This window comes from Enterococcus sp. RTP21361st1_A6_RTP21361_211029 (assembly GCF_040910045.1).
Taxonomy (GTDB): domain Bacteria; phylum Bacillota; class Bacilli; order Lactobacillales; family Enterococcaceae; genus Enterococcus_D; species Enterococcus_D gallinarum.
Map to the genome: position 1 here is coordinate 1 of NZ_JBDGBK010000072.1, position 16,568 is coordinate 16,568.

A 16,568-nucleotide genomic window follows, 5' to 3' on the forward strand; every position below is an offset into this window, starting at 1 on the left:
CGTTTTCATAAATCTATTATAAAAGAAAAGACTGTAGACATCATCCATAAAATGGACTTTGTCTACAGTCTGAAAGACGATTTATTCGTCTTTTTTGTTGGTTTAAATCCGGGATCATCAGACAATAGCGACCGAATTATGCTAAAATAGTGGAAAATACACGAAAATCCTTTTAAAAATACCAACTATTGTGAACGAAAGTACAATCTATTTACAAGAACAGCAACGGCGAATCATTGATGTTGCGCTGGAGGTTGGATTCAATAATCCTATTTCTTTTTCGCGATCGTTTAAAGAAGTTTATGGCATTTCACCCTCACACTATCAGAAACAGTTGCTCCCATTACAAAATTTCGATAAACCAGATTTATCCCTGAGCCATATTGTGGTAGAGGAAGGGGAACCGTTGATCAGTGAAGGGGTCGTCTTAGCAATACAGCAGAAAACAATGGATCAGCCGCGGGTTTTCAATGGTATCGTTGGTTATTATCCTTTCAAGTACGGCAAAATGCTAGGAGAAAGAACCGGCGTAGATCCAGTTGAAAAGATTTGGCAAGACTTTTTTCACGCTTGCGCCAATCATCCATTTTTGCGAGCAGAGACGCTCATTGGTGTTTCCTATCCAGGAGAGGCACCAGCAGGTCATTCCAGTTATTTTGTCGGGGCAGAATCTGTCACCGGAAGATATGAGAAAGACATGAGCCATCTGACAAGCTGGACATTACCGGCCCGTGACTATGTTGTTTGCAGCTTTGAGACGACTAAAGCACAAATGATCGTCGGGATGGGTAAGGCAATGAGGTATACTCGTTTTTGGCTAAAAAAACACGGTTTGATAGCGGATGGCTTTTTTCCTGAGCTTTATCGACAATCGCAAGCGGAGATCATGATTGTCGAATTATGGATTCCTTTTAAAACAAGAGAAAATTTTCAAGGAGGAAAAACAAATGATGAATTATGAAGAGGGCCAGACATTACTGGAAGAAAAGTTTGGTAACGACAAAGACAATTTGATCTCTTTAGCAACGATTGCGCGCAATTGCGGTGAAAATGGGCTGCCTCGTCCTATGGTGCGGGATGTCGATGCTTATTATGAGAATGGTGTCTTTTATGTATCGACCCATGAAAGCTCCAACAAAATCCAGCAAATCAAAGAAAATCCCGAAGTTTCTATCGCAGTCTGTGGCGAATGGTTTACCGCTAATGGCATCGGAGAAAATCTAGGATGGGTCTTGGATCCAAAAAATGCGGAATTGAGAAAGAAAATTCGCAAGGCGTTTGTTTGGTACGATGAAGTTAATGATGAAGCGGATCAAGGCTGTTGTTTTCTTGCCATTTGGTTAACGAAAGGGACATTGAATATCAATCACTGGGAAAAGCTCTATCATTTTGATTTTGAAAATAAGCGCATGATTGATCAAAATGATACTTTTTAACCACCAACAATGCATCGATTCCATTGATCAGTCATCTGGACTAGCGTTGTTTCGATGAAATGGCTTGGCTGATGTGTCCGAGAGCTTCTTAGCGTTTCCAAGTATTTTTCCATAAAAAATGAGCCGCTTACGGATTTGTTCTATCCACCCATTCTCAGCGATTGACGAGAAGGCTGTGTGTTAGAGACATGTAAGCGGGTCATTTTTTTAATTCTTCGCCAACTTTTTTGGAACATCAGCAAAAGAACAGCGTTAGTTTTGTTTTAAATCCAAAATTGTTTCCTCAGGTGTTACATAATAAGTCGTCTGGTTCTCATAAATCACAAAGCCTGGTTTTGCACCATTTGGTTTGCGAATATGTTTGACTTGTACCAAATCCACAGGTACTTGTGCGGAGTGGCGGTATTTCGAGAAGTAGGCAGCTAATTCTGCGGCTTCCAAGATTGTTTCTTCGCTAGGTGAATCCGACCGAATGATCACATGAGACCCGGGGATATTTTTCGTATGGAGCCAATAATCTGTTTTACGTGCCGTTTTTAAAGTTAACTGATCATTTTGCAGATTGTTTTTGCCTACCAGAATCTTCGTTCCATCAGAAGAGAGAAAACGTTCCGGTTGCGAGGGCGTTTGTTTTTTCCGTTGTTTCGTCCGATTTTTGACATATCCTTGGGCAGCAAGTTCTTCGCGAATCGTCAAAAGATCTTTCGGTGCGGCAATTTCCAACTGTGCTTCTACTGATTCCAAATAGGCGATCTCATCTTTTGTTTCAGCAATTTGCTGATGAATCAGTTTGACAGCATTTTTCAGCTTTTGATAACGCTGGAAATATTTTTGCGCGTTCTGGTTGGGTGTCAAGGCCGGATCTAAGGCAATTTTTATTGGTTTGTTCTCATCATAGTAATTAGCTAATTCCACTTCGCCTGCACCGCGAGGGACTTGCGCCATGAAAGTCGTTAAAAGCTCGCCTTTTTGACGGAATTCTTCCGCATTCTCAGATTCTCGCAAAGTTTGCTGTCTTTTTTCTAGCTTGTGCTTGTTTCGCTTCAGCTCATTGTCGATTTTTTTCAGCAATTCACTGCCTTGCTGTTTTACACGGTCACGGTCAGCTTTTTCATGATAAAACGCATCAAGCAATTCGCTTAGACTCTGGTAAGTTTCCTGCCAGTCCGCTTGTTCCATCAGTGAATGAAAGGGGACCGGAGTAAAGAATTCTTTGTTCCCGGATTTTAAGTAGGTAGGAACAGGATCCGCTAGCTCGGCAAAAAATTCTTCCCAAACGGTTACTTTTTCATTTGGTCGTTCTTTCAGACGAGATACCAGCTCATCTGCCGTATCCCTGCCAAATCCTTGAAAAGTCTGCTGCAAGACTTTGGGCGACAATTCTTCTAGACGAGACAGCATTTCAAAGACTTTTGTTTGATTGAGTGTATACGGATCAACAGTGTCTTGTTTTGGCGGAGCAACATAAAGGGACCCTGGCAGCAAGGTACGATACGTATTTTGCGAATGGCCAATGTGCTTGATCGTATCAACGATTTTACCGGTTGCCCGATTCATTAAGAGAATCGTGCTGTGTCTGCCCATCAATTCAACGATCAAAACAAAGTTTTGTAAATCGCCTAATTCGTCACGACGAGTAAAATGGAAATGAACGACTCGATCATTCGCAACTTGTTCAATCGTTTCCAGGATTGCGCCATCTAAATACTTCCGTAACATCATCAAAAATGTTGGAGGTGTTTCTGGGTTGGTATAGGTAGCTTGTGTACATTGAATCCGAGCATAGCTCGGATGGGCAGATAGCAATAATTTGTGATTTTTCCCTTGAGAACGGATCACGAAGATCACTTCGTTCTCATAAGGCTGGTGAATTTTATTCACTCGACCATTAACGAGTTCATTTTGTAATTCCTGAACCATCAAGTGGGTAAAGATGCCATCGAAGGACATTTGTTTCCCTCATTTCTGTTTTATCAAACTTTTTTCTCATTCAATTTTTGAGGTCAAGACATTTGACCGATAAAGGCAAGTAAAATTAACGAATCCAGATTGAATCGAGTAGTTCTATTATAACGAAAAGAAACCAGAAAGACCAATCCTGATCCAAGCAGGACATACCCCATCAGATTTAGGATATATTGAAGCATTCACTAAGAGTCCGTTTTATTGTTTTGTGCATCCTTTAGGGCTTTTTCAATCTCCATATTCAAGAAATAGGAAATGACTGTTCGAATGACTACGACTACTGCTAAGCGGACGATATCGGCAAATGTCGGATGGATGATGGTCTCAATGATATCTGCAGCAATCAAGATCTCCAAACCAAGCAAAACATAACTGCCGAGAAAATTTCGAATAAAATTGTTTTCTCTGGCCGCACTCATACGGTCTTTCGCTTTTATTTCAAAACGAATAAAATCAAAACCAGCTTTTACAACTCCCCACACAAGCACTAAAATTGAAAGCAGATTCAGACAAACGACGATTAAATCTAAAATGGGGATTGCATTATCCATTAAAAGTTCAGCAAGATCAGCCATGACTAACTCCTTTGGTTTTTTCTCTATCTTATCGAATTTTACTTAATATGGGAAGTTATATGGGAAGTTTCTTGACGCTCCAAAGACATCTTGCTAGTATAAAGATAAGTTGATGGCAGATGAAAAGGGCGGGGTTTAGGATGGAGCGATTCGAGAATTTTTTTCAGTTGGTAAAAGTGAAGATGCGAGAAAGCTGGGAAGCTTTTGTCCAAAGTGTCTACCAAAATCAGCGTAAGACCATGTATTATTTAGGTACAGGTATTCTACTTGCTGTGCTATTTGCTGTAGTGATTATTACTTCTCAAACGAGGATCAAAACATCGCTGATCCACAAGATGGCTTTTGAAGAATTGCCTTCTGATAAGATCGAACCATTAGAATATGCAGAAGCAGATCAAACGATTCGGGACACAAAAGCCATTTCGGTGATGTTTAGTAAACCGAATGGCGAAGAGTTGGCAGAAGTGTTTCAATTGTTTAATGATAAAGAGAGTGAAATGAATCGATCCGTGTACTATTATCCGATCGTATATGATACACAGTCTTTTTTAGATACTTACGGTGTAAAAGCAAATGAAATCACCTTTGTTTTCTTTGAAAACGGGCAAGAGAAAAATCGGTTTACTTATCAATCACTTAAAGATCCTGCAGAAGAATTTATTCCTGAATTGAATCGGTTACCAATGTGGAATATTCGCAAATTAGCAGAGTAAGAAAAAATCTGACAATTTGAATAAAAGTTATTGACGTTCTTTTATTAATACGCTAAACTAAGTGAAACAAAGTTAAACAAATGGAAAAAGGAGGAGCTAATATGAGACTATTTTACGCATTGCAATCAAATTCATGGCAAAACTGGCGTAGATAGTTGTATTGGTGGACCTCAATCCATAGATACAACTTTTTAGAGAACCTTCTAAAGTGCTGTATCTATGCTGGTAAATGAATCTTTCACCGCATAGAACGATTAGTCTATGCGGTTTTTGCTTGAAGCAACTGCCGGATTGTCGGCAGTTGCTTTTTTTAGTTCTCAAGTATAAACAAAAAAATGAGAAAGAAGCGAGGAGAGTTAAAAATGAAAAACAAAGGATTAATTGCTGCAGTTATTGTTATTTTTGGATTTTTATTGGCGGCTTTTGGGTACCAAATGGGAGCAAAACAAACAGGAGAATCCGCTGAACAACCGACGGATCAAACAGCAAAAAAAGAACACAAAACGGTGGGTATTCTGCAATTTGTCAGTCATGAAGCGCTCGACGAAATCACTCGAGGCGTCAAAGAAGGGTTAAAACAATCGGGTTATACCGAAGGGGATAATTTAACAATCGAATTTCAAAATGGCCAAGCGGATCAAAGTAAATTAGCGACCATGAGTCAGCAATTGCTGAACAGAGGCGCTGATGTATTAGTAGGGATAGCAACACCTGCTGCTCAAGCATTGGCTAATACTACTAAGGATGTGCCAATCGTTTTAGGCGCGGTGACCGATCCGGTTGGGGCCAATCTAGTAGCTGATATGGATAAACCTGGAGGAAATATCACTGGAGTATCAGATAAAACACCAGTAGCTACTCAGTTTGAATTAGCCCAAGAATTGATGCCAGAGGCAAAATCAGTTGGTATCTTATATTCTTCAACAGAGGATAACTCCAAGTATCAAGCAGCAGAAGCAGAAGCGGCCGCAGAAAAATATGGCTTGACGTCAAAAAAATATGCAGTTCCTTCAAGCAATGAAATTGCTCAGACGGTACAGGTGATGGCAGAAACCGTCGATTTCATTTTTATCCCATTGGATAATACGATTGCCAATGCGATGCAGACGGTTGTCGGAGAAGCAAACAAAACGAAAACACCAATCATCACCTCTGCAGAAACCATGGTGCAACAAGGTGGCTTGGCGACTGTGGGTCAAAATCAGTTTAGCTTAGGTGTCCAATCAGGTAAAATGGCAGCTGCGATCTTAAAAGGGGAATCTGATCCAGCAACAACCCCCATCTATACTTTTAAAGATGGCGATACGGTCATTAATGAAAAGCAAGCTGAATTTCTTGGCATCACTATTCCAGAAGCACTCAAAGAAAAAGCCAGACTCATTTCTGACGAAGCGACCGAAACAACATCAAGCACAGACTAACCATTGAAACAGCTGCTCTTAAAAGGGTTATAGCAATGCTAACTAACGTTTCATAAAGAAACAAGAAAAAAATCTATTGCTTTTAAGGAATATGTGTCCTGACAGAAACTTCTTGTTGTCAGGACAGGGGTTTGGAAGACAGATAGAAAAACAAGTAACGAGGAGGAAAAAAAATGATCGTTTCAGCGATTGGGCAAGGATTCCTTTGGGGGATTCTTGGGTTAGGTATTTTTATGACGTATCGAATTTTAAATTTTCCAGATATGACTACTGAGGGCTCTTTTCCTCTTGGCGGCGCGGTCTGTGTGACTGCTATCACGCAAGGTGTCTCACCGATAGTAGCTACTCTTTTAGGGGTTGGTGCGGGGATGTGTGCCGGATTAGTAACTGGTCTCTTATATACGAAAGGCAAGATCCCAGTAATTCTAGCTGGAATCCTTGTGATGTCGGGACTAAATTCAGTGATGCTGTTTGTGATGCGCTCGCCAAATCTTTCTCTATTGAATCAACCAAAAATCCAAGATTTCTTCACGAAGCTAAATTTGCCTAATTACTTTGATACTGTGTTGATCGGATTAGTGATGGTATTAGTGATCGGGGCTGTCTTGCTATTCTTTTTCCATACCAATCTTGGGCAAGCCTATATTGCTACAGGAGACAACGAGCATATGGCTAAATCACTAGGGATCAATACAGACACTATGAAGATCATTGGCTTAGTTGTTTCCAATGGAGTGATTGCATTATCTGGGGCATTGATCGCCCAAAATGATGGTTACGCAGATGTTAGTAAAGGAATCGGCGTCATTGTAATAGGGTTAGCATCGATTATCATCGGTGAAGTATTATTTGGCGAACTAACATTATTGGAGCGGCTCGTAGCGATTGTTGTGGGCAGTATCATTTATCAGCTGTTGATCCTATTTGTGATCAGAGCTGGCTTTGATACTACTTACTTAAAAATCTTTTCGGCGATCGTCTTGACGCTTTGTCTATTGATCCCGCAATTCAAAAATGCACTGCACTTGCGGACGGGTTTCGAAAAGGAGGAAGAATGATGTTAACGATCAATAAAGCAACCAAAATCATTGGCAATGGTCCTCATGAAAAGAAGACGCTCTTACAGAAAGTAGATTTAAAACTGCAATCAGGGGAATTTGTGACTGTAGTCGGCGGCAATGGTGCTGGAAAAAGTACATTGTTTAATTGTATATCCGGTTCACTGCCACTTACTAGTGGTCAGATCTTGATCGATGACCAAGATGTCACGCAGTTGTCAGAAGAAAAAAGAGCTGCTTACTTGTCAAGAGTCTTTCAAGACCCTAAAATGGGCACTGCGCCGCGAATGACCGTCGCTGAAAATCTATTGTTGGCGCAACGTCGTGGACAGAAAAGGAATTTGCATTTGCGCCAATTACAAGCACAAAAAGATATTTATTACCAATTATGTCAAGAAGTGGGCAACGGGCTCGAACAACATTTGGATACACCAACAGGAAATTTATCTGGTGGGCAACGCCAAGCATTGAGTCTTTTGATGGCAACGATCCAGACCCCAAAATTGCTGCTCTTAGACGAGCATACTGCGGCATTGGATCCGAAAACGTCTAAACAGTTGATGCAAATCACTGCAGATCGAGTGGAACAACAACAGTTGACTTGCTTGATGATCACTCATCGCATGGAAGATGCTCTAAAATATGGCAACCGATTGATCTTGCTTCGTAAAGGGCAGATCGTGAAAGATTTATCCGCAGCAGAAAAAGCGCAGCTTCGTTTGCAAGATCTATTACTATTCTTTGAAGACGACCTTTAGAAAACCGAATCTACCAGTGAAAATCGCAGAAAAAAATAAATGAAAACCAGTGAAATGAAAAAAATAAGAAAAAATCATTGACAACTTTCAAAGTTCAACCTATACTTAGGACAATCTTACATCAGTTTGGAGCGAACAATCATGAAACAATTGCAAGAGAACCCCTCACAACTGAATAAATATTACTTTAGCTATTTTAGATAGGTTTGTATTCATGAAAGACATGGGTACAAACACTCGTTTGTATCTATGATGGCTAAAGCATTTCGTAATGACTTTAAAGCCACGTAGATCGTAAAATCTATAGTGGCTATTTTTTATATTCACATATCAGCTGATATGTAATGTTTGAAGGTGTTCACTGTAGATTCTATCAATTTACAGTGGACATCTTTTTTTGTTGAAAGGAATGAATAGGATGAACCAATTAATCACTGGACACACCCGTTTAGCAGCGTTGTTTGCGAAACCTGCCAAACACAGTATCTCGCCAGCCATGCATAATCTTTCTTTTGAAGATCAAAAAGTGGATGCTGTCTATCTAGCTTTTGATGTTGATCCAGAAAGTTTAGCAGCAAGTATCCAAAGTATTCGTCAGCTTGATTTGTTAGGAGTCAATTTATCGATGCCGCACAAAATGGCAGCTGTTCCTTTAGTCGATGAATTATCTCCTGCCGCAGAACTGATTGGTGCTATCAATACAATCGTCAACCACAAAGGTCATTTGATCGGTCACAATACGGATGGGATTGGATTTATGCGAGCGCTAGGAGACATCGAGGTCTCGATTATTGGCGGTACCATGACAGTTATCGGCGCTGGTGGAGCTGCTACAGCAATTATTAGTCAAGCTGCCTTAGATGGGGTAGAAACCATTCATGTTTTTAATCGAAACGATGAATTTTATCCAGTGATTGAAAGCAAGCTGCAACAAATCGCGACGGCTACTACCTGCAATATCACACTTGGTGATCTAGATGATCAGCAAGCATTGGGCCTGGCGATCAAAGAGAGCCAATTGCTAGTAAATGCGACTGGTGTTGGAATGAAGCCGCAGGAAGATGCCAGCCCATTAAAAGACCGCGGAATGTTACGAGAATCGTTGGCAGTTTATGACGTGATCTATAATCCGCGAGAAACACGGCTGTTGCGTGATGCAAAAGCCGCGGGAGCAAAAACAGCCAATGGGTTAAGTATGTTGCTTTACCAAGGCGCGGCGGCTTTTGAGCTATGGACTGATAAAAAAATGCCGATTGAGAAAGTCAAAACACTGATTGAAAAAATGTAAAAAAACTAATAACTATGAAGGTAGGAAGAAAAAATGATCGTAATTATGAAACCAAATGCCACGGCAGAACAAGTAGAAGTTGTTGTGAAACGAATCAAAAAAGAAGGATTAGATGTACAGGTCAATCAAGGGAAGGAACAAATCGTCATTGGACTTAAAGGAGATACGCGTCTGATCCAAGATGTCGCTTTTCGCAGCTACGATGGTGTAGAAGACGCAATTCGTATTTCCAATACGTACAAATTGACTTCGCGGGAATTTCATCCGCAGGACACGGTAGTTGATGTTGATGGTGTCAAAATCGGAGATGGACATTTCGTAACAATGGCTGGCCCATGTTCGATCGAAGGATTAGAACAAATCCGTGAATGTGCACGGATCGCCAAAGCTGGCGGTGCTCAAATCTTACGAGGAGGTGCTTTCAAACCTCGGACCTCTCCTTACGCTTTCCAAGGTCTGGAAGAAGAAGGGCTGAAATACATCCGTCAAGCTGCTGATGAAACAGGGATGAAAGTCATCACTGAAGTAATGGACGAAGGACATATCGATATGGTTGCGGAATACAGCGATATTTTGCAAATCGGTGCTCGTAACATGCAGAATTTCAAACTATTAGCGGCTGTCGGTAAAACAGGAAAACCTATTGGATTGAAGCGGGGAATTTCAGGAACAATTGATGAATGGTTGAATGCTGCAGAATACATTGCTGTTCAAGATAAAAGTGAAGTGATCTTCATTGAGCGGGGAATTCGAACATACGAAACAGCAACGCGGAATACATTCGACCTTAGTGCTGTACCGATCATCAAAAAGTTGAGTCATTTCCCAATTATCGTTGATCCTAGTCATGGGACAGGTATCTGGGATCTAGTTCCGCCAATGGCTAGAGCTGGGGTTGCTGCGGGCGCAGACGGCATGATCGTTGAGATCCATCCAGATCCGGCAAATGCTTGGTCTGATGGTCCTCAATCATTGAACGAAAAAACCTACATGAATATGATGAATGAAGTCCATATCATGGAAAAAGCGATGAAAGAAATCAAAGCACTGCAAAAATAATCGTCGTTTTTCAGCTGAGAGTGACAGCTATTTCAGAAGAAATCAAGTCATTGTGAAGTCTAAAAAAAGGAGTGTACCATTTGATGTTACACATAAATTTAGCAGAACATTCGTATGATATTGTCATTCAACGAGGTGCCTTTCAAGAAGTAGGGAAATGGGTCAAAGGACTTTGGCAACCTCAAAGGATTGCAGTGATTACGGATAGTAACGTTTCCCCAATCTATGGACAAGTCATTATTGATGCGCTTACTCATGAAGGATTTGCAGCAAAATTACTTGTTGTTCCAGCGGGCGAAAAGAGCAAGTCTCTTGAGCAAGCGACGATTCTTTATGATCGTTTAGCAGAACTTGGGTTGACCCGAAGCGATGGAATAATTGCGCTGGGCGGCGGAGTAATCGGTGATTTAGCAGGTTTCGTGGCTTCGACCTATATGCGAGGGGTCCATTTTCTTCAGATTCCCACGACTTTATTGGCGCAAGTAGATTCTAGTATTGGCGGCAAAACAGCTGTCAATACTGGAAATGCTAAAAATTTGGTTGGAACCTTTGCCCAACCCGCTGGTGTTTTGATCGATCCAGAACTTTTACGATCATTACCACTTTATCGCGTACAAGAAGGAATTGCGGAGATCATTAAGTCGGCAGCAATCGCTGATGACCAGCTATGGCAAAAACTAGCCGAATTGCAAGATGAGGCGGCATTATTGGACCATGCAGAACAAGTGATCACCGCGGCTTTAACGGTCAAACGAAAAGTTGTCGAGGAAGACCCTTTCGATCATGACAGTCGCTTGATGTTGAATTTCGGCCATACCATCGGACATGGGCTAGAAAAAACAGCAGCGTTTGAAATCAGCCATGGTGCAGGAGTAGCAATCGGCATGGTGATGATCACCCAACACGCGGAGTCCATCGGATTATCTCCAAAAGGAACTACGGCCCAATTAATAGAAATGATCAGCAAGTTTCATTTGCCTACTCAGTCAGAATCGCTTGACAAAGATCAGTTGTATCAAGCGATCACTCATGATAAAAAGACCCGAGGAAACCAATTGAAGATTATTTTGTTAGAAAAAATCGGTCAAGCGAAGATCGTTACGATCCCTACAGAAGAAATTAAAAATTATTTATAAAAAAGAGAGGAAGCGACGGATGATGCGTTATATTACAGCAGGTGAATCCCACGGACCTGAATTGACCGCAATTATTGAAGGTCTACCAGCGGGATTACCCTTAACAGCAGCAGATATCAATCACGAACTAGCGAGAAGACAAACGGGTTATGGCCGCGGCGGTCGCATGCTGATTGAAAAAGACCAAGTCCGTATTACTTCCGGCATCCGACATGGAAAAACATTAGGGTCGCCTGTGACATTGGTGGTGGAAAATAAAGACTGGAAAAATTGGACGAAAGTGATGGCAATCGAGGAAGTTCCTGAAAAAGATCGGAAATTACGACGAGTGGCTCGGCCTAGACCAGGACATGCAGACTTGGTCGGAGGCATGAAATACCGTCATCAGGATTTGCGAAACGTCTTAGAGCGTTCCTCTGCGCGGGAAACAACGATGCGAGTGGCCATTGGTGCAATTGCCAAAAAAATCTTAAAGGAATTAGAGATTGAAGTGGCTGGCCATGTGACAATGCTTGGCGGCATAAAAGCAGCTATTCCTGATGGTTTGACTGTTCAAGAAATTGCCGAGCGCTCCGAAGCATCTGAAGTTCGGGTGTTGGATCCTTCTGTCGAAGAAGAAATCAAGCAATTGATCGACCAAACCAAGAGAAATGGGGATACAATTGGTGGCGTCGTAGAAGTTCTAATCGGGGGTGTCCCCGCTGGTCTAGGCAGTTATGTGCAGTGGGATAAAAAATTGGATGCCAAAATTGCGCAGGCCGTGGTTAGTATCAATGCATTTAAAGGTGTTGAATTTGGTGTCGGATTTGAAGCAGGAGTCTTACCCGGTTCGCAAGTGATGGATGAAATCCTCTGGGATCAGCAAAAAGGATACACGCGTCGCAGCAATAATTTGGGCGGATTTGAAGGAGGAATGACAAATGGAGAACCGATTGTTGTTCGTGGAGTGATGAAGCCCATTCCAACGTTATACAAACCGTTGCAAAGCGTTGATATCGATAGCAAAGAGCCCTACAAAGCAAGTGTTGAACGTTCAGATAGTACGGCAGTTCCTGCAGCCAGTGTGGTTTGTGAAAATGTCGTTGCTACAGTAGTAGCCAATGAAATACTCGAAAAATTTCCGAGTGACTCCTTTGAAGAATTACAAACAGCTGTCCAAGAATACCGTGACTACTTGCTTCATTACTAAAATTCATTACTAAAAGTAGTAGAGTTTATCCCACTACTAAAAAATATCTTGAGAAAAAGGAAACGAGGGACATTCCAATGTCACAAAAAATCATGATCGCTGGTCTAGGATTGATCGGTGCTTCGTTGGCAAAATGCATCAAAAAAGCTGTTGCTGACAGCTATCTGATTGGCTGGGATCATTGTGAATCGACCAATGAAATTGCCATACAGTCACAGATTGTTGACTTCGTGCCAGCTTCATTTACTGAAGGAGCGATCCAATCAGATATCATCATTTTGGCACTTCCAGTGGAGATCACGAAAGCTTATTTGGCTGAATTGGGAAGAGTAACTTTAAAGTCAAATGTCTTAGTAACGGATACTGGTAGTACAAAAGCAGAGATTGTTCAATTTGCGCAGCAATTCTCCTTTGATTTTATTGGCGGTCATCCTATGGCTGGCTCTCATAAATCGGGTATTTTAGCAGCAGATGAGAATTTATTCGAAAATGCCTACTACATTTTCACCCCGACTACTAGCAACCGCATGAATGAACTGCAGCGATTGTTTCAAGGGACCAGAGCAAAATACGTCGAATTGGCACCAAACGAGCATGATCAAATCACTGGAATGCTAAGTCATTTACCTCATATTATTGCTTCCGGGTTAGTCAATCAGGCGAATACGTTTAATCAATCACAGCCTAGGGCTCAGCAACTAGCCGCAGGAGGGTTTCGGGACATCACTCGCATTGCTTCTTCCGATCCCCGCATGTGGACGGATATTTTATTAAGTAATCGACAGGAGCTTTTGCAGCTAATCGCAACCTGGCAAAAACAAATGGAGCAAGTATCACAGTGGTTGCTGACCAAAGATGAAAAAGCAATATTCCGTTTTTTTGAAGATGCTAAAGAAACAAGAGACCATTTACCTATCCACCAAACTGGAGCAATTCCAGCGTTCTATGATCTATTGATCGATGTTCCGGATCATCCGGGTGTGGTAGCAGAGGTCACCCAGCTGTTAAGCACGGGCAATCTCTCATTGATCAATTTAAAAATTTTAGAGACGCGTGAAGATATACTTGGTGTCTTGCAGATTTCTTTCAAAAGTCAAAAAGAGCTGCAGCAAGCCCAGCAGCTGATCACTGAAAATACGACCTATCAATGTCGGATAAAATAGGAGAACAATGATGAAACTACTTAAAGCTAACCACCTAAGAGGCACACTGACAGTCCCTTCAGATAAATCTATTTCTCACCGCAGCATCATGTTTGGTGCATTAGCAGAAGGGACGACGGCGGTTCGTAATTTTTTAAGAGGGGAAGATTGTCTTAGTACCCTTCACGCTTTTCAAGAATTGGGAGTCCCCATTCAAGATGACGGCGAGACGATCACGATCACTGGTCAAGGGTTTGGCGGTTTGAAAGCTGCTGACCGTTCGATTGATGTAGGAAATTCAGGCACAACGATTCGTTTAATGATGGGTATTTTAGCCGGGCAACCTTTCACGACTACTTTACTGGGGGATGATTCGTTGAATCAGCGACCAATGAATCGAGTGATGTTGCCATTGAATCAAATGGGTGCGAGACTTAACGGCAGCAATGAAAGTGAGTTTCCACCGATTACTATTCAAGGTACACGCGATTTAAGCCCAATCGATTATTCAATGCCTGTTGCTAGTGCACAGGTCAAATCAGCGTTACTTTTTGCCGCATTGCAAGCACAGGGTACCTCCCGAATCGTCGAGAAAGAACCGAGCCGCAACCATACGGAAGAAATGATTCGTCAATTTGGCGGCGAGATCACGGTTAAAGGAAAGGAGATTCAAATTACAGGTCCTCAATCCTTTGTTGGACAAGAAGTGATTGTACCAGGTGATATTTCTTCAGCTGCTTTTTTCTTAACCGCAGGAGCTGTTTTACCCAATAGTGAAATCACGCTAGAAAATGTTGGGATTAATCCGACGCGAACAGGAATTTTAGATGTGCTGGAACAAATGGGTGCTCAGATTTCACTGACAGCGATCGATCAGAACAATCAATCAGCTACGATTACTATTCGTTCTTCTGCATTAAAAGGAATAGAGATCCAAGGCGCGATCATTCCTCGACTCATTGATGAATTACCAATCATCGCTTTGTTAGCTACACAAGCTGTCGGCCAAACGGTGATTCGTGATGCTGAAGAATTGAAAGTCAAAGAGACGAACCGAATCGATGCGACCGCAGAAGAATTAACGAAACTGGGAGCAGATATCACGCCAACGGAAGATGGATTGATTATTAATGGTCCGACGCCCCTTCATGGTGGTAACGTGTCCAGTCGCGGCGATCATCGAATTGGTATGATGCTGCAAGTAGCTGCTTTATTGACGCAAGAAGATGTGGAATTAGAACAGGCGGAAGCAGTAGCGGTCTCCTACCCCCACTTCTTTGAGGATCTCCGCCAATTAACTGGAGGTGATGTTGAATGAAAGGAATCGTTTTGATCGGTTTTATGGGTGCTGGTAAAACAACTATTGGCCGCTTATTAGCAGAACGATTACAGTTGGCACATGTTGATTTTGACGATCTGATCGTTGAATCGATCGGCATGACGATCCAAGACTATTTTGATCGTTACGGGGAAGCCGCTTTTCGAGAAAAAGAAACGGAGATTTTGACTCATTCATTAACACTTGATCAAGTGATCTCTACTGGTGGCGGCATCATCCTAAAAGAAGAAAATCGGCAACTATTGCAGCAATTTCCGAAAGTCGTCTATTTAAAAACGGAGCCAGAAGAATTGCTCGATCGGTTGAAAAAGGATACGGTCAATATTCGTCCGCTTGTCGTTTCGAAATCGCCGGCAGAAATCATTGATATTTATCGTCCAAGAATGCCACTATACGAAGAAAGTGCGACAGTAGTGATCGATACCACCCGCAAATCTCCAGCAGAGATCGTGACTGAAATCATTCAAAAAGCAGGTGAATAAATGAAGATTGGTTATCTAGGCCCAAAAAACTCCTTCACTTATCGAGCCGCCTGTGAATCTTTTTTAAATGAAGAAATGGTTCCTTTTGGATCGATCCCATTATGTATTCAAGCATTAGTAGCAGGGGACATCCAACGAGCGGTAGTCCCCAATGAAAATTCATTAGAGGGTTCGGTTCATGCAACAATCGATACACTTTTCCGACAAAAGGAACTGATCATTGAACAAGAAGTGATTTTGCCTATCAACCATCAGCTACTGACCATTCAGTCAGGACAGCCGATTTCCAAAATCATTTCTCATCCACAGGCTTTGGCCCAATGTGCGGAGTTTTTGCAACATAACTTCCCAGATGTTCCTATTGAAGCGGTGGCATCGACGACTGCTGCTGCCGTCTTTGTCGCAGAGCATCCAGCGGAGCCGGTAGCAGCCATTGCTTCCAAAGAAGCAGCCCATGCTTATGGTCTATTCATTCAGGAAAAAAATATCCAGGATACGACTAGCAACCAAACTCGTTTTTGGATCTTGCAAAAAGACACAAACGAATCGAGCGTTTTCCATGATAAGGCAACGAAAGCCACGATCTATGTGACCTTGCCTACCAATCGACCAGGTAGTCTGCATCAGATTTTGGCCGCTTTTGGCTGGCGCGGCATTGACTTGAGCAAAATCGAATCCCGACCATTAAAAACGAGTCTAGGGGAATATTTTTTTGTGATAGATTTAGTGCTAAATCAGCCTTGGGCCTTGGTTGAGAATGCCTTAGAAGAAATCAGGATGTTAAATTGTAATGTCCATCTTCTAGGTTCGTATGCTGTGAAGAAAATAGGTGAAGGAAATGAAAGAGAGGAAAATCAGTCCTTGCGAGGATGCTGATTTATTAGCTAAACTTTATCAAAGTGTTCAAGAGGTCCATCATCAATTGATACCTAACGTTTTCAAATCCTTTGACTACGAGGCATTCCGCGACTTGTTACAGGATTTGCTTGCCGCAGAAACGCATCATT

16 protein-coding genes are annotated in these 16,568 nt (G+C 41.9%); 14 read left to right on the forward strand and 2 right to left on the reverse strand.

Going from position 1 to position 16,568, the window contains the following annotated elements; translation table 11 throughout:
* The first annotated feature begins 190 nt into the window (after window positions 1-190).
* Together AB5Z52_RS12130 and AB5Z52_RS12135 are read left to right on the forward strand one after the other, a co-directional pair.
* Complete coding sequence (locus tag AB5Z52_RS12130; RefSeq protein WP_051661454.1) at window positions 191-961, forward strand: AraC family transcriptional regulator; 771 nt, start codon at window positions 191-193, stop codon at window positions 959-961.
* On the forward strand, window positions 948-1,436 hold the full coding sequence (locus tag AB5Z52_RS12135) for a pyridoxamine 5'-phosphate oxidase family protein (RefSeq protein ID WP_029486813.1): 489 nt from the start codon (window positions 948-950) through the stop codon (window positions 1,434-1,436). The genes AB5Z52_RS12130 and AB5Z52_RS12135 overlap by 14 nt, the downstream gene beginning before the upstream one ends.
* 252 nt (window positions 1,437-1,688) lie before the next feature.
* On the opposite strand, the gene efbA is transcribed toward AB5Z52_RS12135, so the two are convergent.
* A complete protein-coding gene (efbA, locus tag AB5Z52_RS12140; RefSeq protein WP_137264397.1) occupies window positions 1,689-3,386 on the reverse strand; it encodes a fibronectin-binding protein EfbA in 1,698 nt (565 codons plus the stop codon).
* A gap of 200 nt (window positions 3,387-3,586) precedes the next feature.
* On the reverse strand, window positions 3,587-3,976 hold the full coding sequence (locus tag AB5Z52_RS12145) for a DUF1622 domain-containing protein (protein WP_003126597.1): 390 nt from the start codon (window positions 3,974-3,976) through the stop codon (window positions 3,587-3,589).
* A gap of 140 nt (window positions 3,977-4,116) precedes the next feature.
* On the opposite strand from AB5Z52_RS12145, the gene AB5Z52_RS12150 reads away from it, so the two are divergent.
* From AB5Z52_RS12150 to pheA, 12 genes are all read left to right on the forward strand, one after another.
* Complete coding sequence (locus tag AB5Z52_RS12150) at window positions 4,117-4,689, forward strand: hypothetical protein (protein WP_005473153.1); 573 nt, start codon at window positions 4,117-4,119, stop codon at window positions 4,687-4,689.
* A 362-nt stretch (window positions 4,690-5,051) separates the two neighbouring features.
* Window positions 5,052-6,110 carry a tryptophan ABC transporter substrate-binding protein gene (trpX, locus tag AB5Z52_RS12155; protein ID WP_137264399.1) on the forward strand — a complete coding sequence of 353 codons (1,059 nt, stop codon included), beginning with the start codon at window positions 5,052-5,054 and terminating at the stop codon, window positions 6,108-6,110.
* Window positions 6,111-6,283: 173 nt separating this feature from the next.
* Window positions 6,284-7,168: an ABC transporter permease gene (locus AB5Z52_RS12160; protein ID WP_003126593.1), complete on the forward strand. Its 885-nt coding sequence runs from the start codon at window positions 6,284-6,286 to the stop codon at window positions 7,166-7,168.
* Window positions 7,168-7,926: an ABC transporter ATP-binding protein gene (locus AB5Z52_RS12165; RefSeq protein WP_123866997.1), complete on the forward strand. Its 759-nt coding sequence runs from the start codon at window positions 7,168-7,170 to the stop codon at window positions 7,924-7,926. The genes AB5Z52_RS12160 and AB5Z52_RS12165 overlap by 1 nt, the downstream gene beginning before the upstream one ends.
* A gap of 418 nt (window positions 7,927-8,344) precedes the next feature.
* Window positions 8,345-9,214 carry a shikimate dehydrogenase gene (gene aroE / locus AB5Z52_RS12170; RefSeq protein WP_368266933.1) on the forward strand — a complete coding sequence of 290 codons (870 nt, stop codon included), beginning with the start codon at window positions 8,345-8,347 and terminating at the stop codon, window positions 9,212-9,214.
* A 33-nt stretch (window positions 9,215-9,247) separates the two neighbouring features.
* Window positions 9,248-10,273 (forward strand): 3-deoxy-7-phosphoheptulonate synthase, encoded by a 1,026-nt coding sequence (aroF, locus tag AB5Z52_RS12175; RefSeq protein ID WP_003126590.1) that lies wholly within the window; start codon window positions 9,248-9,250, stop codon window positions 10,271-10,273.
* Window positions 10,274-10,356: 83 nt separating this feature from the next.
* Window positions 10,357-11,409 carry a 3-dehydroquinate synthase gene (gene aroB / locus AB5Z52_RS12180; protein ID WP_005473147.1) on the forward strand — a complete coding sequence of 351 codons (1,053 nt, stop codon included), beginning with the start codon at window positions 10,357-10,359 and terminating at the stop codon, window positions 11,407-11,409.
* Window positions 11,410-11,431: 22 nt separating this feature from the next.
* Window positions 11,432-12,598 carry a chorismate synthase gene (aroC, locus tag AB5Z52_RS12185; RefSeq protein WP_003126588.1) on the forward strand — a complete coding sequence of 389 codons (1,167 nt, stop codon included), beginning with the start codon at window positions 11,432-11,434 and terminating at the stop codon, window positions 12,596-12,598.
* A 77-nt stretch (window positions 12,599-12,675) separates the two neighbouring features.
* Complete coding sequence (locus tag AB5Z52_RS12190) at window positions 12,676-13,761, forward strand: prephenate dehydrogenase (RefSeq protein WP_003126587.1); 1,086 nt, start codon at window positions 12,676-12,678, stop codon at window positions 13,759-13,761.
* A 10-nt stretch (window positions 13,762-13,771) separates the two neighbouring features.
* The gene (aroA, locus tag AB5Z52_RS12195) at window positions 13,772-15,058 is read left to right on the forward strand and encodes a 3-phosphoshikimate 1-carboxyvinyltransferase (protein WP_368243481.1); all 1,287 of its coding nucleotides are present in this window, start codon (window positions 13,772-13,774) and stop codon (window positions 15,056-15,058) included.
* On the forward strand, window positions 15,055-15,561 hold the full coding sequence (locus AB5Z52_RS12200; protein WP_003126585.1) for a shikimate kinase: 507 nt from the start codon (window positions 15,055-15,057) through the stop codon (window positions 15,559-15,561). The genes aroA and AB5Z52_RS12200 overlap by 4 nt, the downstream gene beginning before the upstream one ends.
* Entirely contained in the window at window positions 15,562-16,437 is an 876-nt protein-coding gene (gene pheA, locus AB5Z52_RS12205; RefSeq protein ID WP_003126584.1) for a prephenate dehydratase, read from the forward strand.
* The last annotated feature ends 131 nt before the right edge of the window (window positions 16,438-16,568 follow it).